The sequence below is a fragment of the Streptomyces sp. B8-7 genome (assembly GCF_058833805.1).
Genome location: NZ_JBYRRL010000001.1, coordinates 1,792,224 through 1,814,184, shown reverse-complemented (window position 1 = coordinate 1,814,184; position 21,961 = coordinate 1,792,224). Strand labels below are relative to the sequence as shown.

Annotated in this window: 16 protein-coding genes; 9 read left to right on the top strand and 7 right to left on the bottom strand. The window is 75.2% G+C overall.

The window, feature by feature from the left end; translation table 11 throughout:
* Positions 1–366: 366 nt before the first annotated feature.
* From AC5K6T_RS07575 to AC5K6T_RS07565, 3 genes are all read right to left on the bottom strand, one after another.
* Positions 367–1,710, bottom strand: a complete 1,344-nt coding sequence (locus AC5K6T_RS07575) for an ABC transporter ATP-binding protein (RefSeq protein ID WP_493206748.1) — start codon at positions 1,708–1,710, stop codon at positions 367–369.
* A gap of 206 nt (positions 1,711–1,916) precedes the next feature.
* Positions 1,917–4,148, bottom strand: a complete 2,232-nt coding sequence (locus tag AC5K6T_RS07570; RefSeq protein WP_493206746.1) for a molybdopterin oxidoreductase family protein — start codon at positions 4,146–4,148, stop codon at positions 1,917–1,919.
* A 147-nt stretch (positions 4,149–4,295) separates the two neighbouring features.
* Positions 4,296–4,913 carry a TetR/AcrR family transcriptional regulator gene (locus AC5K6T_RS07565; protein WP_493206744.1) on the bottom strand — a complete coding sequence of 206 codons (618 nt, stop codon included), beginning with the start codon at positions 4,911–4,913 and terminating at the stop codon, positions 4,296–4,298.
* A 353-nt stretch (positions 4,914–5,266) separates the two neighbouring features.
* Between AC5K6T_RS07565 and hmgA the strand changes: the two genes are divergently transcribed.
* The 4 genes from hmgA to AC5K6T_RS07545 all read left to right on the top strand — a co-directional run bounded on the left by hmgA (position 5,267) and on the right by AC5K6T_RS07545 (position 10,166).
* Positions 5,267–6,589: a homogentisate 1,2-dioxygenase gene (gene hmgA / locus AC5K6T_RS07560; protein ID WP_493206742.1), complete on the top strand. Its 1,323-nt coding sequence runs from the start codon at positions 5,267–5,269 to the stop codon at positions 6,587–6,589.
* Positions 6,590–6,651: 62 nt separating this feature from the next.
* A complete protein-coding gene (locus AC5K6T_RS07555) occupies positions 6,652–7,401 on the top strand; it encodes a GntR family transcriptional regulator (protein ID WP_493206740.1) in 750 nt (249 codons plus the stop codon).
* A gap of 295 nt (positions 7,402–7,696) precedes the next feature.
* Positions 7,697–8,857: a type ISP restriction/modification enzyme gene (locus tag AC5K6T_RS07550; RefSeq protein WP_493206738.1), complete on the top strand. Its 1,161-nt coding sequence runs from the start codon at positions 7,697–7,699 to the stop codon at positions 8,855–8,857.
* 52 nt (positions 8,858–8,909) lie between these two features.
* The gene (locus AC5K6T_RS07545; RefSeq protein ID WP_493206736.1) at positions 8,910–10,166 is read left to right on the top strand and encodes a CaiB/BaiF CoA transferase family protein; all 1,257 of its coding nucleotides are present in this window, start codon (positions 8,910–8,912) and stop codon (positions 10,164–10,166) included.
* Positions 10,167–10,210: 44 nt separating this feature from the next.
* Here the strand turns inward: AC5K6T_RS07545 and AC5K6T_RS07540 are convergent, their stop codons facing one another.
* From AC5K6T_RS07540 to AC5K6T_RS07530, 3 genes are all read right to left on the bottom strand, one after another.
* Positions 10,211–10,477: a hypothetical protein gene (locus tag AC5K6T_RS07540; RefSeq protein ID WP_493206734.1), complete on the bottom strand. Its 267-nt coding sequence runs from the start codon at positions 10,475–10,477 to the stop codon at positions 10,211–10,213.
* A 128-nt stretch (positions 10,478–10,605) separates the two neighbouring features.
* A complete protein-coding gene (locus AC5K6T_RS07535; RefSeq protein ID WP_493206732.1) occupies positions 10,606–11,436 on the bottom strand; it encodes an anti-sigma factor in 831 nt (276 codons plus the stop codon).
* A 244-nt stretch (positions 11,437–11,680) separates the two neighbouring features.
* Positions 11,681–12,265 (bottom strand): sigma-70 family RNA polymerase sigma factor, encoded by a 585-nt coding sequence (locus AC5K6T_RS07530; RefSeq protein WP_493207403.1) that lies wholly within the window; start codon positions 12,263–12,265, stop codon positions 11,681–11,683.
* A gap of 173 nt (positions 12,266–12,438) precedes the next feature.
* Here AC5K6T_RS07530 and AC5K6T_RS07525 point away from each other — a divergent pair, with 173 nt between their 5' ends.
* From AC5K6T_RS07525 to AC5K6T_RS07510, 4 genes are all read left to right on the top strand, one after another.
* Positions 12,439–13,974: a DUF4331 domain-containing protein gene (locus tag AC5K6T_RS07525; protein WP_493206730.1), complete on the top strand. Its 1,536-nt coding sequence runs from the start codon at positions 12,439–12,441 to the stop codon at positions 13,972–13,974.
* Positions 13,941–15,650, top strand: a complete 1,710-nt coding sequence (locus AC5K6T_RS07520; RefSeq protein ID WP_493206728.1) for a tetratricopeptide repeat protein — start codon at positions 13,941–13,943, stop codon at positions 15,648–15,650. The genes AC5K6T_RS07525 and AC5K6T_RS07520 overlap by 34 nt, the downstream gene beginning before the upstream one ends.
* Entirely contained in the window at positions 15,647–17,428 is a 1,782-nt protein-coding gene (locus AC5K6T_RS07515) for a nickel transporter (RefSeq protein ID WP_493206726.1), read from the top strand. The genes AC5K6T_RS07520 and AC5K6T_RS07515 overlap by 4 nt, the downstream gene beginning before the upstream one ends.
* A gap of 75 nt (positions 17,429–17,503) precedes the next feature.
* Positions 17,504–19,285, top strand: coding sequence for a serine/threonine-protein kinase (locus AC5K6T_RS07510; RefSeq protein ID WP_493206724.1), 1,782 nt, complete (start codon positions 17,504–17,506; stop codon positions 19,283–19,285).
* Positions 19,286–19,289: 4 nt separating this feature from the next.
* On the opposite strand, the gene AC5K6T_RS07505 is transcribed toward AC5K6T_RS07510, so the two are convergent.
* Positions 19,290–20,093: an SGNH/GDSL hydrolase family protein gene (locus AC5K6T_RS07505; protein WP_493206722.1), complete on the bottom strand. Its 804-nt coding sequence runs from the start codon at positions 20,091–20,093 to the stop codon at positions 19,290–19,292.
* Positions 20,094–20,241: 148 nt separating this feature from the next.
* Between AC5K6T_RS07505 and AC5K6T_RS07500 the strand changes: the two genes are divergently transcribed.
* Positions 20,242–21,813: a Tn3 family transposase gene (locus tag AC5K6T_RS07500; RefSeq protein WP_493207401.1), complete on the top strand. Its 1,572-nt coding sequence runs from the start codon at positions 20,242–20,244 to the stop codon at positions 21,811–21,813.
* Positions 21,814–21,961 lie beyond the last annotated feature (148 nt).

Genomic DNA, 21,961 nt, shown 5'->3' with positions numbered 1-21,961 from the left:
GCGGCGGTAGTTTTTCCGCGCCAGAGGCGGCCTCGCGGTGAGGCTACGCCAGACGGCACCGGCACCGGAGGACACGCCGGGACGCAGGACACGCCCGGACGCAGAGCGCGCCGGAACGCAGAGCGCGCCGGGGCGGAGGACGCCGCCGGTGACCGCCCGTTCCCGGCGCCCGGCGCGTCGGTTCCCGGCCCGCAGTCCCCGGCTGACCCGGTCCGGCGGTCGCGTCCGCCGCTCCGGGGCCGGCCCCGGCCGGCGGCCGTGGCCGCACCGCCGCGTCCGGCGGGCCACGGTCTCCTCCGGCCCCCAAGGCACGGTTCGCCACCGGGTCCGCGCCCGGGTCCGCACCCGGCCGTCCGGCGGCCCCGCTCACTCGTCCAGGTCGGGCACCCGCGCCGGGGCCGGGCAGATGCGGTCGCCGTGCTGGTCGAAGACGAACAGGTGGGCGAGGTCGACGAGCAGCGGCACCTGCATGCCGTGCCGGAGGTCGGCGTCGGGTGTGGTGCGGACGATGAGGTCGCCGGGCAGGCGGCCCTCGGGCGGGGCGGGCTCGGGGCGGTGCGGGCCGCTGCCGGGACGGTCCAGCACGGCGGTCCGTCCGGCCCGCAGCGTGCTCGCCCGGTCGCGCAGCCGGTCCAGCACGGAGGCGCCCTCGCGGCGGCGGCGCCGGGGACCCCGGGCCGGGCGCGGCGCCTCCAGCTCCGGCACGACCGCGGGGCGGGAGCCGGTGTTGAGGTGCACGAGGACCTCGTGCCCCTGGAACTCCACGTGTTCCACCAGCCCGGAGATCGGCACCTCGCCCGGGCGGGCGGCGGAGGGCGGGGCCAGCCGCACGGCCTCCGAGCGCAGGCCGACGATGACCTCGCGGCCCTGCTGCAACCGGAGCAGCTGGTGGTCCCGGGAGAGCGGCTCGGGCAGCCGCAGGTGCTGCCGGCCGAGGCCGATGGTCATCGCGCCGCCGAGCGGGGCGCGGACCAGACCGCGCAGCAGGTTGATGCGCGGGGTGCCGATGAAGGCGGCCACGAAGACGTTGCGGGGCATCGCGTACACCTCGCGGGGGGTGCCGGTCTGCTGGAGCACGCCGCCGCGCAGCACGGCGACCCGGTCGCCGAGCGACATGGCCTCGGCCTGGTCGTGGGTGACGTAGACGGTGGTCGCGTCCAGCTGCCGGGTGAGCGCGGCGATCTCGGCGCGCAGGTGGTTGCGGAGCTTGGCGTCCAGGTTGGACAGCGGCTCGTCCATCAGGAACGCGGAGGGGTGGCGGGCCACCGCGCGGCCCATGGCGACGCGCTGGCGCTCCCCGCCGGACAGCTGGCGCGGAAACCGGTCGAGCAGGTCCTCGATCCCCAGCATGCGGGCGGTGGCGTCCACCCGGGGGGCCGGGTCGTCGGCGGGAGCCTCGATGCGCAGCGGGAAGCCGATGTTGCCGCGGCCGGTCATGTTGGGGTAGAGGGCGAAGTTCTGGAAGACCATCGCCATGTCCCGGTGGGACGGGGACAGGTCGTTGGCGTACTGGCCGTCGAGCAGCAGCCGCCCCTCGTCCATCTCCTCCAGTCCGGCGATCATGCGCAGGACGGTGGACTTGCCGCAGCCGGACGGACCGAGCAGGACGAGGAACTCACCGGGCTGGATGTCCAGGGTGAGCCGGTCCACCACGCGGTTGCCCTTGGTGTAGCTCTTGCTGACGTCGTGCAGAGAGATGGCGCGTGTCATGAAAGGGGTGCCCCCGGTGCTCATGCGGGCGCTGGTGCTCCACGGTCGGACGCGCTCCGCGGTCGCGGGGCGCTGTGGGTCACGGAAGCTAACGGAAGGTGTGCCGCCGGGGAAGAGGAATGGCCGGATCCTGTCCGGCTGTCCGGCCGGTGAGACGGCTCGGAGCGGCGGGGCCGCCCTCCCCGCCGGGGCGGCGGCCCCCAAGGTCAGCCGGCCGGTGCGAGGTCCACCGGCACGCCGTTGAGGACCGCGTTGCCGGACAGCGGGTCGAGCAGGGTGCCGTCGAGCAGCTGGTTGACGTTGGCACCGGGGTCCTGCGCGGCATGGCGGAGCCGGGTGCCGGGGCGGTCGTGGCCCCAGCCGTGCGGCAGGCTGACCACGCCGGGGCGGACGCTGTCCGTGATCTCCGCGGGTACGGTCACCTCTCCCCCGGCGCCCTTGACCCGGACGGCGGCGCCGTCGCCGACGCCGAGCCGGGCGGCGTCCTCGGGGTGCAGCTGCAGGGTGCAGCGGTTGGAACCGCCGGTGAGGGCCGGCACGTTGTGCATCCAGCTGTTGTTGGAGCGCAGATGACGGCGGCCGACCAGGAGGAGCCCGGTGGGGCGTTCGGCCATCGCCCGCTTCAGCCGGGGCAGGTCGGCTGCGATCGGGCCGGGCAGCAGCTCCACCTTGCCGCTGACGGTCTTCAGCGGCTGCGGCAGGCGCGGGCGCAGCGGTCCGAGGTCGATGCCGTGCGGGTGGGCGAGCAGGCGCTGGAGGGTGAGGCCGTCGGCGCGGGCGCCGAAGCCGTCGCCGTAGGGGCCGAGGCGGAGCATCAGGTCCAGCCGCCGTTCGGGGCCGGTGTCGCCGGTGAGCCGGGCGGCGAGTTCCCCGGGGTCGCGGCCGTGCACCGGGGAGTGGGGCTCGGTGACGGCTTTGCCGAGGGTCTGGCCGATGACCAGGTCGTCCACCGCGGCGGGGTCGGTGCCGTGCAGGCCGGTCGCGGCGAGGGTGAGCCGGGCGAGGATCTCGGTCTCGGCCATCCGTCCGTCCTCCAGCGGGACCGCCGGGCGGGTGTAGCGGACCTGGTTGCGCACGGCGAGGGTGTTGAAGGCGAAGTCGTGATGCGGGCTCTGGGAGGGCGGGGGCGGGGGCAGCACGACGTGCGCGTGGCGGGAGGTCTCGTTGAGGTAGGGGTCGACGCCGACCATGAAGTCGAGGCTGTCCAGGGCCTTGTCGAGGCGGTCGCCGTCGGGCGCGGACAGGACGGGGTTGGCGGCGAGGGCGATGAGGGCGCGGACCGGCCGGCCCTCGCCGGTGTCGGTGTCGATCTCCTCGGCGAGCGAGGCCAGCGGCAGTTCGCCCTTGGCCTCGGGGTGCCCGCTCACCCGGGAGCGCCAGCGGCCGAGGGCGAAGCCGCGGCCGGGTCCGGCGGGGCGCGGGGTGCGGTCGGTGGCGGACTGGGGGAAGAGGGCGCCGCCGGGCCGGTCGAGGTTGCCGGTGAGGATGTTGAGCACGTCCACCAGCCAGTTGGCCAGAGTGCCGTGGGCGACCGTGCTGCCGCCGATCCGGGCGTAGACGGCGGCGGTGGGGGCGGCGGCGAGTTCACGGGCCAGGGCGCGGATCGCGGCGGGGTCGACGTCGCAGGCCGCGGAGACCGCTTCGGGCGTGAAGTCGGTGAGGGCGGCGCGGAGTTCGGGGAGCCCGTCGAGGTGCCGGGTCAGTTCGCCCGGGTCGGCGAGGCCCTCCGCGAACAGGACGTGTGCGGTCGCGGCGAGCAGCAGGGCGTCCGTGCCGGGCCGGATGGCGAGGTGCCGGTCGGCGAGGCGGGCGGTGCGGGTGCGGCGCGGGTCGACGACGGTGAGGGTGCCGCCGCGGGCCTTGAGCGCCTTGAGCCGGCCGGGGAAGTCGGGGGCGGTGCACAGACTGCCGTTGGACTCCAGGGGGTTGGCGCCGAGGAGCAGCAGGTGGTCGGTGCGGTCGAGGTCGGGCACGGGGATGGCGTTGGGGTCGCCGAACAGCAGCCCGCTGGAGACGTGTTTGGGCATCTGGTCGACGGTGGACGCGGTGAACAGGCTGTGGGTGCCGAGCGCGGAGAGCAGCACGGGCGGGTAGAGGGCGCCCGCCATGGTGTGCACGTTGGGGTTGCCGAGCACCACGCCCACGGCGTGCGGGCCGTGCGCCTCGACGACGGGGCGCAGTCCGGCGGCGACCGCGTCGAAGGCCTCCTCCCAGGTGGCCTCGCGCAGGACGCCGTCCCGGCGGACGAGCGGGGCGCGCAGCCGGTCGGGGTCGGAGTCGAGGGCGCCGAAGGCGGCGCCCTTGGGGCAGATGAAGCCGTGGCTGAAGACGTCCTCGCGGTCGCCGCGGGCCCCGGTGACCCGGGTTCCGTCGATCGTGAGGGTCAGCCCGCAGGTGGCCTCGCACAGGGGGCAGATTCGCAGGGCGGTGCGGGACACGGGTCCTCCCGGGAGGGCTCACGGCGGCGGCGCGGGGGCCGTCACCGGGCGGCGGCGGTGGCGCACGGACTGCCCCGAGCATACCGACCGGTAGGCATGGTGGGGAGGGGTGAGGTCCCGAAGCCGCTGCCGGGCTGCGGGCCCGGCTCAGTCCAGTACGCGCGCGAGGTAGGCGAAGAGCAGCTCGCGCATCTCCGCGACGATCTGTTCGTCGCCCTGCGGGTCGACCCGGAACGCCAGGTGGACGAGGGTGTCGGCGGTCTCCACGGCGATCAGGAAGCCGCGCCGCATGGCCTCGTCCGGCTCCCGCGGAAGGTGGGCGGCGAGGAGGTCGGTGAGGCGGCCGGCGACACGGTGGTTGGGCTCGGCGTCGCGGGAGCCGACCGGGATCTGGTTGCCGAAGTCGACCAGGGAGAAGCCGGGCGCGGTGCGCTTCATGGCCAGGTACTCGTCCAGCACGGCGGACACGGCCGCCCGCCAGTCGCCGCGCTCGACCCGCTGCAGCCGCGCGTGGACGTGCCCGGTGAAGCGCTCCAGGTTGCGCTGGGCGAGGGCTTCGGCCATCGCCCGCTTGTTGCCGAAGAACCGGTAGACCGAGCCGATGGGCACGCCCGCCCGGGATGCCACCGCGCGGGTGCTCAGCGCGTCGTAGCCGACCTCGTCGAGGAGGTCGGCGCAGGCGTCGAGGATCCTGGCCAGCCGTTCGGCGCTGCGCCGCTGCACGGGGGCGCGGCGGAGCGGGGTCGCGTGGGACACGGAGTTCATGATGCCCTTCCGCCGGGATCAGGTGAACCACGCCCCTGTGTACGCGACACGGCGGCCGGTGTACTCAGCCTCCGGCCGCCCCGCTGCGGCGGTGCCTCGCCGGAGGCCGGCCCCCGCTCCGCGGCCCGCTCCTCGCCGGGGGCGACTGCTCTGCGGGCGCCGCCCGGTCCGGGCGCCGCGAAGCAGGTGACGGGCACAGGCGCGGGAGGAGATCACGGAACCTCGCCCGGAACCCTTGCGTCGGACGGAACCCATTCCTATGGTGTTCCATAGGAATGGGACGGCGCCCTGCACGGGCCGCGCCGGTACCGCACCATCCCAGGCACGGACTCAGACGGCAGGGAGCAGTGAGCATGAGCGCGGACGCGCGGAAGACCGCCGAAGGCCTGTCCTATCTCTCGGGCTTCGGCAACGAGCACAGCTCCGAGGCCGTACCGGGCGCCCTGCCCGAGGGGCGCAACTCGCCCCAGCGCGCGCCCCTCGGCCTGTACGCCGAGCAGCTCAGCGGTTCGGCGTTCACCGAGCCCAGGGCGCACAACCAGCGCTCGTGGCTGTACCGCATCCGCCCCTCGGCCGCCCACCCGGCGTTCACCCGCACGGACAACGGCACTCTCGGCACGGGCCCGTTCACGCAGACGGTGCCGGACCCCAACCGGCTGCGCTGGAATCCGCTGCCGGCCCCGGCGCAGGGCACCGACTTCCTGGCCGGCCTGTGGACACTCGGCGGCAACGGCGACGTGACGCAGCGGGCCGGCATGGCCGTGCACCTCTACCACGCCGACGTCTCCATGGACCGGGTCTTCAGCGACGCCGACGGCGAGCTGCTGATCGTGCCGGAGCACGGCGGGCTGCTGCTGCGCACCGAGTTCGGCCTGCTGCGCGCCGAGCCGGGTCATGTCGCCCTGATCCCGCGCGGGGTGCGCTTCCGCGTGGAGCTGCTGGACGCCACCGCCCGCGGCTACGTCTGCGAGAACTACGGCGCCCCCTTCCGGCTGCCCGACCTGGGCCCGATCGGCGCCAACGGGCTCGCCAACGCCCGCGACTTCCTGGCCCCCGTCGCCTCCTACGAGGACGTGGAGGGGCCGGTGGAGGTGGTCAGCAAGTTCTGCGGCAACCTCTGGCGGGCGACCTACGACCACTCCCCGCTGGACGTCGTCGCCTGGCACGGCAACCACCTGCCCTACGTCTACGACCTGCGCCGCTTCAACGTGATCGGCTCGATCTCCTACGACCACCCGGACCCGTCGATCTTCACGGTGCTGACCTCCCCGTCGGACACGCCGGGGCTCGCGGGCGTCGACTTCGTGGTGTTCGCGCCGCGCTGGCTGGTGGGCGAGGACACCTTCCGGCCGCCGTACTTCCACCGCAACGTGATGAGCGAGTACATGGGCCTGATCGAGGGCGCGTACGACGCGAAGACGGCCGGCGAGGGCGGTTTCGTGCCGGGCGGCGGCTCGCTGCACAACATGATGTCCGCGCACGGGCCGGACCGCGAGACGTTCGACCGGGCCAGCGCCGCCGACCTGGTGCCGCAGAAGGTCGACGACGGACTGGCGTTCATGTTCGAGACCCGCTGGCCGCTGACGCTCACCCCGCACGCGGCCGGCGCGGAGCATCTCCAGGAGCGCTACGACGCCGTGTGGGACGGCATGGAACGGCACTTCCGCGCGCTGTGAGCAGCCGTGCGGAGGCGGTGAGCGGTTGCACGGAGCGATCCCCGAGAGGTACGGATGGCCCCGTGACCTCCTTCGCCCCGGACTCGATCGTCCTCAACCGCAAGCTGCCGCTCTGGTACCAGGTGTCGCAGTCGCTGCGCGCCTCGATACTCGGCCGCTCCCCGCAGGACCCGCTGCGGCTGCCGACGGAGGAGCAGCTGGCGGGCCACTACGGCGTGAGCGTGCTGACCATGCGGCAGGCGTTGAAGGAACTGGAGGACGAGGGGCTGATCACCCGCCACCGCCGGCGGGGCACCTTCATCGAGCCGGGGGCCCGCCGGGGCGCCCCGGTGCGGCTGCTGGGCTCGGTCGACGCGATCGTGGCCCAGCAGTCGGGCATGGCGACCCGGCTGCTCGGCCACGGCCGGGCCGCGCCCCCCGGCGAACTCGCCGAGTACTTCCCGGATCTGGCGCAGGTGGCGACGTACCACCGGCTGCGCTGCGACGAGAAGACGGGGGAGCCGACCAACCACGCACGCAACTACGTACGTCCGGAGGTGGCCGAGCGCATCGACCCCGCCGACCTGGTGCGCTGGCCGATGACGAAGGTGCTGCGGGACGTGGTCCGGGCGGACATCAGCCGGATCACGGACACGGTCGAGGCCCGGCTCGCGGACCCGGAGACGGCCCGGCTGCTCGACGTGCCGCTGCTGAGCCCGATCCTGCACTACACGGGCGTCACCTACGACACCGCGGGCCGCCCGCTGGACGTGGTCGTCATCCACTACCGGGGCGACCGCTTCTCCTTCACGGTGACCCTGGACGCGACCTGACCGAGGCGCCGGCCGCTGCGGCACCCTCCCGATGAGGCGCCCTCCCGCCGGGGCTCTCCCCCACCCGGTCCGGCCGCCCGGCGCCCCCGCGGCCCCCGCGGACCGGTCTCCCGGACCGCCCGGCACCCCCGTCCGGGCACCCCGGCCGCCGCGCACCCGCCTCGTATGGAGGCCCTGACCCCCGGCGCCCCGCAGGGTCGGGGCGACCGCCACCCGGTCCGCGCACCTGGCGCACCCCGCCCGTCACGGTGACGCACGCCCTCACCCGGCCCCGCCTCCGGCGGCGCGTCGTACCATGCCGGGCGTGACGCACGACGACGACGCGCCGCCCCTCGCGGACCTCATGCCGTGGTCCGTCGCACCGCCCCGGCTGGGCCGCGGCTGGCCGGTGGCGCCGGACCCGGACTCCCTGCGGGCCCGCTGGGCGGCGCTGGTGCGGGCCGAAGGCGCGGACCGCGAGACCCTGTTCGCGCCGACCCGGGCCCGCACCCTGCACACGGCCGTGGGACAGCTGCCCGGCCGGCGCGGCGGCACGGAGCGGCTGGCACGCGCGGTGGGCCCCTGCCCGGAGCCCGTCCGGGTGCTGCGCGGCCCGTTCGACGAGCAGTGGCTGATCCCCGACCAGCGCCTCATCGACGCCGCCCGCCCGGAACTGTGGCGGGTCGCGGACGCCCGGCAGGTCTTCGTGGTCGAGGCACCCGGCACGCCGGACCTCCCCCTGCTCGCCACGTCCCTGCCGCCGCTCCCCCGCCGGGGCCGCGTCCGCCCGCTGTACCGGCGCCCCGGCGGCACCGAGCCCAACCTCGCCCCCGGCCTCACGGACCACCTGGCCGCCCGGCTCGGCCGTCCGGTGCCGCCCGGGGACGTGCTGGCCTGGATCCTCGCGGCCGCCCGCGCGGACCTGACCGTGCCGCTCACCGGGGACACCGGCACCTGGGACGAGGGCGTGCGCACGGGCCGCCGCCTGCTCTGGCTGATGCGCCGCGACGGCGAGCGCCCCCGGCTCCCCGGCGGCCGCCGCCCCTACGTCCGCGCCCCGCTCCCGGCCCGCCCGCTCGCCCTGCGCTACGACCGCGACGAGGAGGTCCTCCACCTGGACGAGGGCCGGATCTCGCCGGTACCCGCGCAGGCCTGGGACTTCGAGGCGGAGGGCGGGCGGGTCCTGGAGGCGTGGTTCGCGGCGCGGACGGCCGCGCCGGAACCGGGCACCCTGGACGCCGTCCGGCCGCGCTCCTGGCCGCAGGCCTGGACCTCGGAGCTGCTGGAGCTGATCACCGTACTGGCGCTGACCGCCGGACTGCGGCGGGTGGCGGGTGCACCGACGGCGGCGGCCCCGGTGACGGCGGGCGACCTGCACGAGGCGGGAGTCCTGCCCGTACCGGACGCGGCGCGCAGGCCCGCGTCGGTCCTGGACCACCCCGAAGAGGGTCCCGGGGGCCAGTTCGCCCTGCTGTGACCCGGCGGCCCGGGGCTGACACGGCCTGCCGTCACGGGTGATGATCCCCCGCATGGACCGACTCCCCATACCCGCGCCCCAGCCCCAGCCCCAGCCCCAGCCCCTGCCTCTGCCCCTGCCCCTGCCCCTGCCCCTGGACGGCGTCACCGTCGTCGCCGTCGAGCAGGCCGTCGCGGCCCCGTTCGCCACCCGGCAGCTCGCCGACCTCGGCGCGCGGGTGATCAAGGTGGAGCGGGTCGACGGCGGTGACTTCGCCCGCGGGTACGACACCGCCGCGGGCGGTCTCGCCTCGCACTTCGTGTGGTGCAACCGCGGCAAGGAGTCGGTGGCGCTGGACCTGAAGGACCCGCGCGCGCTCAAGGCGGTGCTGCGGCTGATCGCGGACGCGGACGTGTTCGTGCAGAACCTCGCGCAGGGCGCGGCGGCCCGGCTCGGCCTGGACGCGGCCACGCTGTGCGCCGCGCATCCGCGGCTGATCGCCGTGGACGTCTCCGGCTACGGCACGCCGGGGCCGTACGCCTCGAAGCGGGCGTACGACATGCTCGTGCAGTGCGAGGCGGGGCTGGTGTCGGTGACCGGGACGGCGGAGCGGCCGGTGAAGGCGGGCATCCCGGCGGCCGACATCGCGGCGGCCATGTACGCCTTCTCCGGGGTGCTGGCGGCACTGGTGCGGCGCGGCAGCACGGGCCGGGGCGGGCCGGTGGAGGTGTCGATGCTGGACGCGCTCGCGGAGTGGATGGGGCATCCGCTGCACCACACGCTGCACGGCGGCACTCCGCCGGCCCGTACGGGGCTGGGCCATGCGGTGATCGCGCCCTACGACGCCTACCGGACGGCCGACGGGGGACGGGTGCTGCTGTCCGTGCAGAACGACCGGGAGTGGCGGCGGCTTGCCGAACAGGTGCTGAACAGACCTGAGTTGGGGACGGATCCGCGGTTCGCGACGAACCCGGCACGGGTGGCGGACCGGGCGGCCACGGACGCGGTCGTGGCCGAGGCGCTGGCCGCCTGGGGCGCGGACGAGGCGATGGCCCGGCTGGAGGGCGCGGGCCTCGCCTGCGCGCGGCTGCGGGACGTGTCCGAGGTGGTGGAGCATCCGCAGCTCGCGGCGCGGGAGCGGTGGCGGGAGGTGGGCTCGCCGGCCGGGCCGCTGCGAGCGCTGCTGCCGCCGATCACGCTGCCGGGTGGGGGCGAGGCGTGCATGGGTGACGTGCCAGCGCTGGGGCAGCACACGGACGCGGTACTGCGCGCCACGGGGATGACGGACGAGGAGATCGCGGCGCTGCGGCGGGACGGTGCGGCGGTCTAGCGCGCCGGACCCCGGGAGGCGGCCCGGGGATGGGACGCCGGGGCTCAGTGACCGCCGAACAGGGTGCGGCGCAGACGGCGCAGCGGCGCGAACAGCGAGACGCGGCCCACGCGCGCACCCCGGCTGCCGGGACGGGCGGCGGTGTCACGGGCGGTCAGCTCGACGATCAGCGAAGTGGCGTCGGCCGTCTTCTGCTGCGGCACGGCAGGCCCCGCCAGCACCGACAGATGCCGGTCGAGGCGCGAACTGGTCGCACCGCTGCCGCAGGTGATCGCAGGGACCCTCGCCCTGCGTGCAGTTATCTGTTCCATGTCACTCCCCACCCGTACGAGTCCACCCGGCCCACGGGCAGGGTAACCCTATCGCCCTCCGGGGGCACTCGTGTATCGCGGCCACAGGATTCACCTTCCCCGTAAGGGTGTTGACGACTCCTCCGCCGTCACTCTCCGAATCCGACCGATTCCAGGGCGAGTTGGACAACCGGCCGGGTCGTGGGCTGCGGGGAGCCGCCGCCCGGCTCGACGGTCACAGCGAGTGACGTCGAAGCGGGGTCGAGACCGGTCGCGACCAAGGGCGTGTCGTCGCCCTGGAACAGCCCGAGGGACCGGGGCCGCGCACCGGGGCGCATGAGCCAGAGCTGGCGCACCCGGCCGTCGGGCGGATCGCCGTATCCGCTCAGGGTGATCACCGCTTCCCCGGCCGAGGCGGAAGCGATCACTCCGATACTGCGGCCGCCGGTGTCCCGCGCACCCGCCGTCCGCACGTCGGGGGCGGCCAGAACGTGGGCGATCTCACGCGCCCGGTCCCGCTCGGCGGCCAGCCGCTGGCGCGACTCGTCCGCCTGGACGGCGAACAGCGCGGCGACAACGAGTGCCGCGGCGGCGGTGACCGTGGCGAACGGGACCAGCAGGGGGCGCGGCCGGGGCGCACGGGTGCGTGCCGGCGGCGGCTGCGTGCCCCAGACATGGGCGGGCAGCCGCCCGGCGGGCTGCCCGCCCGCGCGCCGTGGCGCCCCGGCCGGTTCCTGCGCGGTCGTGCGGGCCGCTGCCAGCACCCGGTCGCGCAGCGCGGCGGGGGGTGCGGCGGCCGCGGACCAGGCGAGCCGTACGGCGTCCTCGGTGAGGTCGCGGACCTCGGCGGCGCAGCGTTCACATCCGGCCAGGTGCCGTTCGAAGCGCCGTCGCTCGTCCGGGTCGAGGGCGTCCAGCGCGTAGGGGGCCGCGAGCGAGTGCGGGTCCGGGCGGCCGCGGAGTCGGCCGAGCAGGCTCATGCGGCACCTCCCGGGCGGCCTCGGCCGGCGCGGGGCCGGCGGGCCGGGAACGCGAACGGGCTCCCGGGCCGGTGCGGGCCCGAGGACACGGGCGGGGCGGACATGTGCCGGGCGGACGTCTGCCGGGCGGCCATGTGCCGGGCGGACATGTGCCGGGACCGCGGACACGTGTGGCGAGCCGGCCGCGGGCGGAGCTGCCGCCGCGGCGGGCGAGGCCGGAGCGGGCCCGGCCGCGGGTGGCCCCTCACGCCGCACCTCCCAGGCAGTCGCGCAGCCTCAGCAGTCCGTCGCGCATCCGGGTCTTGACCGTGCCGAGGGGCAGCTTCAGCCGTTCGGCGACCTCACGGTAGGTGTAGCCGTCGTAGTAGGCGAGGGTGACGGACTGGCGTTGCAGCGCGGTCAGCCGGTGCAGGCAGCGCCGCACCCACTCCCGCTCCAGCCCGGCCTCCACCTCCTCGGCGACCTGGTCGAAGGCGGGCCCGCCGGAGCGCAGGGCCTCGCGCTGCTCGCGCTCCCCGGCGGCACGGGCACTGCGCACCCGGTCGACGGCCCGACGGTGGGCGACGGTGAGCACCCAGGCGAGGGCGCTGCCCCGGCCGGGGTCGAAACGGGCGGCAGTGCGCCAGAGTTCGAGCAGCACCTCCTGAGCCACCTCCTCCGACTGCGCCGGGTCCCGCACCACACGCCGTACCAGTCCGAACACCGGCCCGGACACCAGTCCGTACAGGTCCTCGAACGCCCGATGGTCGCCCGCCGCGACACGTTGCAGCAAGTCCTCCGCCTCCATCCGGTCCCCCTCTCGACGTCCGCACCGGGCCCGCCCTGTCACACCAGGTGTCCGCACCGCACGCACCTCCCGCAGGGGATACGGATCAGCGCGGCGAAAACGCGGGCCGACGGCGCGGAAAGAGATTCCGAGATTTTTCCACGGCCGACCAATCCGGTGCGCGGGGGACTCCGAATCCCCCGACGTCAGGCAACTCGGCACCAAGGACGGACGGGATGACAGCTATCTCTGGAAGCACGTCGGGACGCAGGGGCGTGGCGGCTCTGGTATGCGGGTCGCTGGCCGCCGCGGGGCTCGCGGCCGCCGGTGCGACGGCGCTGGAACCGCGGACGGCGGTGGCCTCCAGCCACCGGGAGGCCCCGCTGGTCTCGGGACAGCCGCAGTACGACAACACGGACGTGTACGCGTTCGTCAGCCCGGACCGGCCGGACACCACCACGATCATCGCCAACTGGATCCCGTTCGAGGAGCCGGCCGGCGGCCCGAACTTCTTCCCCTTCGCCGAGGACGCCCAGTACGACCTCCACATCGACAACGACGGCGACGCGCGGGGCGATCTCGTCTACCGCTTCACGTTCCGGACGCACACGAAGAACAAGAAGACCTTCCTCTACAACACCGGGCCCGTGGACAGCCTCGACGACCCGGACCTCAACATCACGCAGACCTACGACATCGAGCTGCTGCGGATGAAGCACGAGCGCGTGCGCTCCCGCACGAAGATCGCCCGCAACGTGCCGGTCGCCCCGTCGAACGTCGGCAAGGCGTCCATGCCGGACTACGCGAAGCTGCGCGCCGAGGCGGTGCACGAACTGGCGGGCGGGACCACGGCGTTCGCGGGGCAGGCCGACGACCCGTTCTTCCTGGACCTGCGCGTCTTCGACCTGCTGTACGGCGGGAACCTCTCCGAGGTCGGCAACGACACGCTCAAGGGCTACAACGTCAACAGCATCGCCCTGCAGGTGCCGAACCACATGATCCGGCAGTCCGCGCACCAGCCGGTCGTCGGGATCTGGTCCACCACCCAGCGCAGGAACGCGCACGGCGAGTACACCCAGGTGTCCCGCCTGGGCAGCCCCCTGGTCAACGAGGTCGTCAACCCGCTGAAGGACAAGGACGTCTTCAACGCGAGCACGCCCCGGGACGACGGCCGCTTCCTGCGGAACGTCACCCACCCCGAACTGCCCCGGCTGATCGAGGCGATCTACAAGATCAAGGCACCGGCGGAGCCCCGCAACGACCTGGTGGACGTCTTCCTCAAGGGAGTCGACGGCCTCAACCGGCCGCCGCACGTGCGCCCCGCAGAGATGCTGCGGCTCAACACCTCGGTCCCGCCCGCGCACACCCCGAAGCGGCTCGGTGTCCTCGACGGGGACACCGCGGGCTTCCCGAACGGGCGCCGGCTCACCGACGACGTGATCGACGCCTCGCTCCAGGTCGTCGAGGGCGAACTGCTGGGCCAGAAGAACGACCTCGGCGACGGGGTCGACGCGAACGACAAGGACTTCGAGAAGAAGTTCCCGTACGTCGCCCTGCCCACGGAGGGCTCCCGCGGCCCGCTGGCCAAGGGGACGGACGGTTCGGCGGACGTGCGCAGCCAGCTCGGTGACGCCCTCCAGCCGGCCGGCGCCACCGGCGGCACCACCGGTACCGGGCTTCTCGCCGCGTCGGCGGGCGCGGGCGCGCTCGGGGTCCTGCTGATCGGCGGAGCCCTCCTGTGGTGGCGGCGCACGAGGAACCGGGCGTACTGAGCGCGCCGCCGACGGCTGCGCCGCCGGGCCCGCACGCGGCCCGGGTGACCCGCCCCGCGGGCACCGCGGCCGCGGCCCGGCGGACGGGCCGGCACCGCGGGCGGGCCGTTCGGGCCGAACAGACCCAAGAGGCCGCACACGCCCCAGAGGCCGCACACGCCGCACACGCGGCACACGCGGCACACGCCGCACACGCCGCACAGACCGTCGTACCGGCCGACCCCCGACCGGCGCGGCCCGCTTCCCCCGTCCCCACGGCGCGGGCCGCGCCCCCACCATCAACCCGACCGACGCAGGAGAGGGTCATGTCCACGGGACCCCATGGAACCCACGACACCGAGACGGACCGGCCGCCCAGGCGGTGGCGGATCGCCCGCGCGGCGGGCCCCGCGCTGCTGCTGGCCCTCGCCTTCACCGCCGGCTCGGTCGCCCTCGGCGGCGCCCGGGCGCAGCACGGCGCGGCCACGTTCTCGGCCCCGCCGCCGGACGCGGGCCGGGCGAAGGGGTCGGGCGTCGAGGCGCTCCAGGCCCATCTGCGGTCCCAGCCGAAGGACTTCTCCGGCTGGGCGGCGCTCGCCGCGGCACACGTCGAGCGGGCCAGGACCGACGGCGACCCCTCGCACTACCCGAGGGCCGAACAGGCGCTGCGGCGTTCGCTGGACCTCTCGCCCGGCAACGACCGGGCGCTGGCGGGGCGGGCCGCACTCGCCGCCGCCCGGCACGACTTCACCGGCGCCCTCGCCGACGCCGACCGGGCGCTCGCCCACAACCCGTACAGCGAGGGCGCCCTGTGCAGCAGGGTGGACGCCCTGGTCGAACTCGGCCGCTACGCCGAGGCCGAGAAGGCCGCCGACACGGCCGACGCCCGCCGCCCCGGCATCCCCGTCTTCACCCGGTACGCGTACGTGCGCGAGCTGCGCGGCGACGTGACCGGCGCCCGCCGGGTCCTGGAGCAGGCCCTGGCCGGCGCGACCGCCCCCGGCGACCTCGCGTACGTCGCCACCCAGCTCGGCCAGCTCGCCTGGAACGAGGGCGACCCCGAGCGGGCCCTGCGCCACTTCGGGCGGGCACTGGCCGCCGACGAGGACTACCTCCCCGCCCTGGAGGGCCGGGCCCGCGCCCAGGCGGCCGCCGGACAGCGGGCCGCGGCGATCGAGGGGCTGGAGCGGGTCGTGGCCCGGGCCCCGCTGCCGGGGGCGCTGGTGGCACTCGGCGAGCTGTACGAGGCGCGGGACGGCCGGGGCGACCGGGCCAGGGCGCGCGAGCAGTACGCGCTCGTCGGCACCTGGACCTCGCTGGCCCGGGCCGGCGGTGTCGACGTCGACCTCGACACCGCCCTGGCCGCGGCCGACCACGGCGACCGGGCCGCCGCCCTGCGCGCCGCCCGCGCCGAGTGGTCCCGCCGCCGCACCGTGCACACCGCGGACGCCCTCGCCTGGGCCCTCCACGTGAACGGCCGCGACAAGGAGGCTCTCCGCTACGCCCGCCGCGCCACGGCCACCGGCTACCGCAACGCCCTCTTCCACTACCACCGCGGGGTCATCGAGCTGAGGACGGGCCACGACCGGCAGGCCCGGACGCATCTGACGGCCGCCCTGGAACTCAACCCCGGTTTCTCCCCGCTGGGCGCGCGGGAGGCCCGCAAGGCGCTCGGGACGCCGGAGGCCGCCGCGTGACCGCCCCCGTCCCGGCCGGGCGCGTACTCGGCGCGTCCGCCGGAGTACTGCTGGCCGGGTGCGCCCTCGCCCTGGTGCCCGCCGGTTCCGCCGGCGCACACCCTCTGGGCAACTTCACCGTCAACGTGTACGACGGGCTGGTCGCCACCCCCGGCGCACTCCGCGTCGACCACGTCGAGGACCTCGCGGAGATCCCGGCCGCCCAGGTCCGCCCGCAGATCGAGCGGTCCGGCCTGGCCGGCTGGGCCCGGGCGCGCTGCACTCGGGCCGCCCGGGACAGCGAGGCCGAGGTGGACGGCCGTACGGTCGCCCTGACCGTGGCCGGCAGCAGGGCACGGGTGCTGCCCGGTCAGGCGGGCCTCGACACGGTGCGGTTGGAGTGCCGGCTCACCGCGCCCCTGCCAACGGAGGCGCGTCTGACGGTCGCCTTCCGGGCGGCGGGCGACTCGTCCGGGCCCGCCGGGTGGCGGGAGGTGACGGCTCGGGGTGACCGGATGACGCTGGCCTCGTCCGACGTACCGGACACCTCGGCTTCCCGCGAACTCACCCGCTACCCACAGGAGTTGCTCTCGTCCCCGGCGGACACCCGGACCGCTTCGCTGACCGTGCGGCCGGGCGGCCCGGCCCTGGCGGAGGACGGGCGGGACGCGCCCGCCGCCTCGGTGCTGCCGCGCGGTGCCGACCGCTTCACCCGCGCCCTGGACGCCCTGGTCGCCCGGCAGCACCTCACCCTGGGGTTCGCGGCGCTGGCGCTGCTCCTCGCCGTGGGGCTGGGTGCGCTGCACGCCCTCGCCCCGGGCCACGGCAAGACGCTGATGGCCGCGACGGCGGCGGCCCGCGGACACCGGGCGCGGCTGCGGGACGTGCTGCCGCTGGCCGTGTCCGTGACGGTCACCCACACGCTGGGGGTGACCGCCCTCGGGCTGATCGTCACCGCCGGGTCAGCGGCGGCGCCCGCGGTGATCGGCTGGCTGGGGGTCGCGAGCGGGGCCCTGGTGACGGGGGCGGGCGTGGTCCTGCTGCGTCGCGCCTGGCCGGGACGGGCCCACACTCACGGCCACGGCCACGGGCACGGGCACAGCCACGGGCACACCCACGGGCACGGGCACGGGCACGGCCACGGGCGCACCCACCGGCCGGCGAACACGGGGGACGAGGTGCCCGAGCGGCAACTCGCCCTCACCGGGGCCGGCGCCGGCGCCGTGGGAGGAGGTGCCCCGTCCCGCCACCATCCGGCCGAGCACGCCCACGCCCACGCCCACCCCGGCCACGCCCACGGGTCCGCACACCCGCACCCGCACCCGCACCACGAGCACGAACACGAACACGAACACGAACACGAACACGAGCACGAGGACACCCCCCACCGGCAGGGCCACGCCCCTGGTCACACCCACACCCACCACGGCCACACCCACACCCACCCCACCGCCCCCACGCTCCGCGGCACCCTGCTCCTCGGTTTCGCGGGCGGGCTCGTGCCCAGCCCCTCCGCGGTCGTCGTGCTGGTCGGGGCCGCCGCGCTCGGGCACGCGTGGTTCGGTCTGCTGCTGGTCGTGGCCTACGGTGCCGGGCTCGCGCTGACCCTCACGGCGGCCGGCTTCGCCGTGGTGCGGCTCGGCGGGCGGGCCGTGCGGGCGCTGGAGAAGCGGCCGCGATGGGCCGCACACCCGCTGGTGACGAGGGTGCGCCGGACGCTTCCACTGGTCTGCGCCTCAGGTGTCGTGCTGCTGGGGACGGGGCTGCTGCTCCGGGCGGCGGTCACCGCATTCGGATGAGCCGCCCGTGGGAAGACATCGGACAGGTCCGTTCCGGACGGAACACGGCTCACGCGGCCGCGATGGGGGGTGCTCGTGTCGGAGTCACCGGGTGCTGAACGGTTGATCGCGGGCCGCTACCGCCTCCTGGCCCCGCTCGGCGAGGGCGGGATGGGTACGGTGTGGCGCGCCCGCGACGAGGTGCTGATGCGCGAGGTCGCCGTCAAGGAGGTCCGGGCGCCGGCCGGACTGCCCGCCGACGACGTGCGGCGGCTGTACGCGCGGCTGGAGCGGGAGGCGTGGGCGGCGGCCCGGGTGGCCGACCGCAGGGTGGTCACGGTGTACGACGTGGCCGCCGAGGAGGGCCGGCCGTGGATCGTGATGGAGCTGGTCCGGGGCGTCTCGCTGGCCGAACTGCTGGAGGCGCAGGGCCCGCTGGAGCCGCGCCGCGCTGCCCGGATCGGCGCGGAGGTGCTGTCGGCGCTGCACGCCGCGCACTCGGCGGGGGTGCTGCACCGGGACGTGAAACCGGGCAACGTGCTGATGGCGGACGACGGCCGGGTGGTACTGACGGACTTCGGCATCGCCACCGTCGAGGGGAGTTCCGCGCTGACCATGACCGGGGAGGTGCTCGGCTCGCCGGAGTTCCTGGCTCCGGAGCGGGCGCTGGGCCGTACCCCGGGTCCGGCCTCCGACCTGTGGTCCCTGGGCGTGCTGCTGTACGCCGCGGCCGAGGGCGTCTCCCCGTTCCGCCGGGACACGCCGCTGAGCACGCTGCGCGCCATCGTGGACGAGGAACTGCCGCCGGCCCGGCGGGCCGGCGCGCTCGCCCCGGTGATCGCGGGGCTGCTGCGCAAGGACCCCGCCGAGCGGCTCCCCGCGGACCGGGCGGAGCGGGAACTGCGTCTGGTGGCGGCCGGTGGCGGCCCGCGCGCCGACACCGTGCGCACGGACGACCTGTGGACGGACCCCGCACCCAGCGACCCCGCACACATCCAGACCGCACGCACGGAGACCGCACCACGCGCGGAGACCGCACGCGCCGGCACCGTCGCGGCTGCCGGTCCGGTCGCGCCGCGCGGTGCGGCCACACCGCCTGCGCACTCGGTGCCGCCGCGCGGGGAGAGGGCCGTACCCGTACCGCCGACGAACGGGACGGCGGCGACGCCCGGCCGGCCGCCGCGCGAGGGACGGGCCCTGACCGCACTGGTGGCGGGCTTCCTGGTACTGGCCCTGGCCGTTGCGGGGCTGACGTACGCCCTGCTGGGCGGCGGGGGCCGGGGCGGAGGGGGCCAGGGCGACGCGAAGGGGCGGACGGCCACCTCGGTGCCGGGCGGAGCGCACGGGACGGCCGCCGAGTCACCGGAGCAGGCGCACGACCGCTCCGGCACTCCCACCCCCACCCCGACACCCACGGCCACGCCCACGCCCACCCCTACGCCGACGCCGACGCCGACCGGCGGCGACGCGTCCGCGCCGACGGACGCTCCGGCACAGTCGGTGCGCGTGACCGTGGCCGGCACGCGCACGGAGTACACGGGAGTCTGCCCGCCGCCGGACGCCGAGGCACCCTCGTTCACGGCCACGTTCACCGTGGAGCGGCTGCCCGCACAGGTGCGGTACCGGTGGGTGACCCGGGGCGGGGACGTGCTGGGAGGGGGCTGGCGGACGCTGTCACTGCCCGAGGGCGGACCCCGGACCGGACGGGACACGGTGACCGTCACCACGGGAGCGGACCGGGGCACGTACCGCGACGCGCTCGGCGTGGAGGTACGGGCTCCGGTCCGCGGGTCGTCCGACTCCGTGCGGTTCTCGCTGACCTGCGTGGCGCGGAGCACCGCGGACGCGGGCTCCGCCGCCGGACCGTCCGGCGGGTGACGGCTCAGGCGGCGCTGTTCATCACCGGCAGGTAGCCGCCCGACTGGCCGGACGACGTCGGGTGGTAGGACTCGCCGATGTTGAACCAGTTGACGCTGTGCAGCCAGGCGCTGCCGGAGCAGAGCTCGTGACCGGTGAAGGTGGTGCGCACGTCGCCGAAGGTGAAGCCGTGGGCGGCGGCGCGCTGGGCGATGGCGCTGTTCAGGTGGTCGGAGGCCGAGTTGATGGCGGACCGCTTGGTCTCCGACAGGCCGAGGCAGCTGGTGCCGAGCTTGTAGAAGCGGGGGTAGCCGAGGACGACGACCTGTGCAGAGGGGGCACGGGTACGGATCGCCGAGTAGACCGCGTCGAGCCGGCCGGGCAGCGTCGAGTCGACGTACGCCCGTGCGGTGTTGATGCGGGAGATGCAGGAGCTGTCGGACTGCAGCACACAGGTCAGCATGACGTCCGCGAAGCCGGCGTCGTTGCCGCCGATGCTGATGGACACCAGGCCCGTCGAGGAGTTGAGCGGGCCCAGCTGGTCCGCGAGCACCTCGTTGGTACGGGCGCCCGAGCAGGCGGTGAAGCTGAAGGACGAGGTCGAGTGGGCGGCGGCCCACAGGTAGGGGTACGCCTTGGTGCTGCGCTTGCAGTCACCGCTGGAGCCGATGTAACTCCCGGCTCCGACACCGGAGGAGTACGAGTCGCCGAGCGCGACATAGGAGACCGCGGCACTCTCGGCCGCCTGCGCCGCGGCGGCCCCGGTCAGGGCGGTGCCGAAGGCCAGGAGGACCGAGCTGACCAATACGGCAAGTCGGGAACGTCTCATGGAACCTCCCTTTAGCAGGATCTCTGCGGTAACCGTGGTAGCAGCTACGCGTGTTGACAGGAAGTGTCCATGCCAAAAAAATTGACTCACCTTCAGAACGTTTCGCGTGCGCCCGCCCCGGGTTCACTACCCGTTGGGTTACGTGTTCATGACAAATGTGTTGACGCACCCTCATCACTCTTGTGCCCGGGCCCGAGTTGACCGACGCTGGAGGGGCGGATCACGCACCCCTGCGAGTCCGCTCGCCCGCCCCCGCCCCTCCCCCACGCACCGCCGCACCCCTCCCCCGCCGCACCCTCCCCCGCCGCACCCTCCCCCTCAACCCCTCCCCCCTCGACCCCGCGGCCCGTCTCCGCCCGGGCACCTCCCCCCCAGCCCCTGCCCACTCCCGCTCGCCCCTCCTCGCACCCCCACCGGCCAGGTCACCGGCACCGCCGGCGGTCCGCGGCGGCGGCCGCCGGACGACTCGTCCCGCGATCCGGACGAGACCGCTGTGACCTGCGTGTTCCCCGGGGTACCCCACTGCCTCCGGGGAACACGTGCGAGAGGACGCGCCCGTCGCCGCGAGGGGGCCGACCCCCTGCCCCGGCGGCCCGGCACCCCCGAGCGGGCCGGGCCGCACCGAGGCCGGGATCCGCTCCGTACCGGAGCCCGGCCTCCGTCGCGCCGCCGGCTCCCACACCGCGCGGGCCGCGCCCGGCCCCGGGGTTCACCCTCGCGGCGACGACCGGGTGCGGATCACGGGCGGTCCGGGAGGACCGGGAGGACCGGGCGGGTCCGGAAGCACCGGGCCCGAGCGGGTCCGGGAGAGGGGAACCAGGACGGCCGGGAACCCGCCGCGTCCTTCACGCACTCCGTGCCGTGCGGGGTGTGGGAGGCGGTCTACATCATCGAGGGCCTGCTGAAGAACGCCTCCGAGGTGCAGCCGGGCACGGTCCACGCCGACACCCAGGGCCAGAGCCATCCGGTGTTCGCGCTCGCGCACCTGCTCGGGACCGACCTGATGCCCAGGATCCGCAACTGGAAGGACTGCCTGTTCTTCCGCCCGTCCCGCTCGGTCACCTACGAGCACATCGACGCCCTGTTCGGCGAGCCGGGCCGCAACGTGATCGACTGGAAGCTGGTCGAGACCCACCTCAGGGACCTGATGCGGGTGACCGTCTCGGTCCGCGAGGGCGCCATCTCCTCCACCCTGCTGCTCAAGCGGCTGCGCTCCGGCTCCAAGAAGAACGCCACCTACACCGCCTTCCGCGAGGTCGGGCGCGTGATCCGCACGGTGCAGCTGCTTCGGTTCCTGCCGGACGCGCCGCTGCGCGGCCGGGTGACGGCCGCGACCAACAAGGTCGAGGCGTTCAACGGCTTCAGCGACTGGGTGCGGTTCGGCCAGCGCGGCACGGTCGCGCACAACGACCCGGTCGAGCAGGAGAAGGACGTGAAGTTCACCTCCCTGCTCGCCGACCTGCTGATCTTCCACAACACCCTGGACATCACGGATGTGGTGCGGCAGTTGCAGGCAGAGGGCGAAGTGATCGACCCGCTGGACCTGGCCCAGGTCTCGCCGTACCTGACGCAGCACGTCAACCGGTTCGGCGTCTACTCGACCCACGAGCTAGGGATCGCCCCGGAGGACTACGACACCCGCCTCGATGTCGACTTCAGTGCGCTGGAGGTCGACCAGGCCCCGGCCGCACGACCGGGCGCGGAAGGGTCGGCGTCATGAGGGCCATGGACGAGACGCGCGAGTTCACCGAGGACGAGCTGAACGACCTCCTCAGCGACGAGGACCGCGACGCCGGCGGGGAGGACGACGAGTACGAGTGGGTGCGGTGAACGTGCCAGGCGCCCGGGCGGGGACCGCCGCTCTCCCT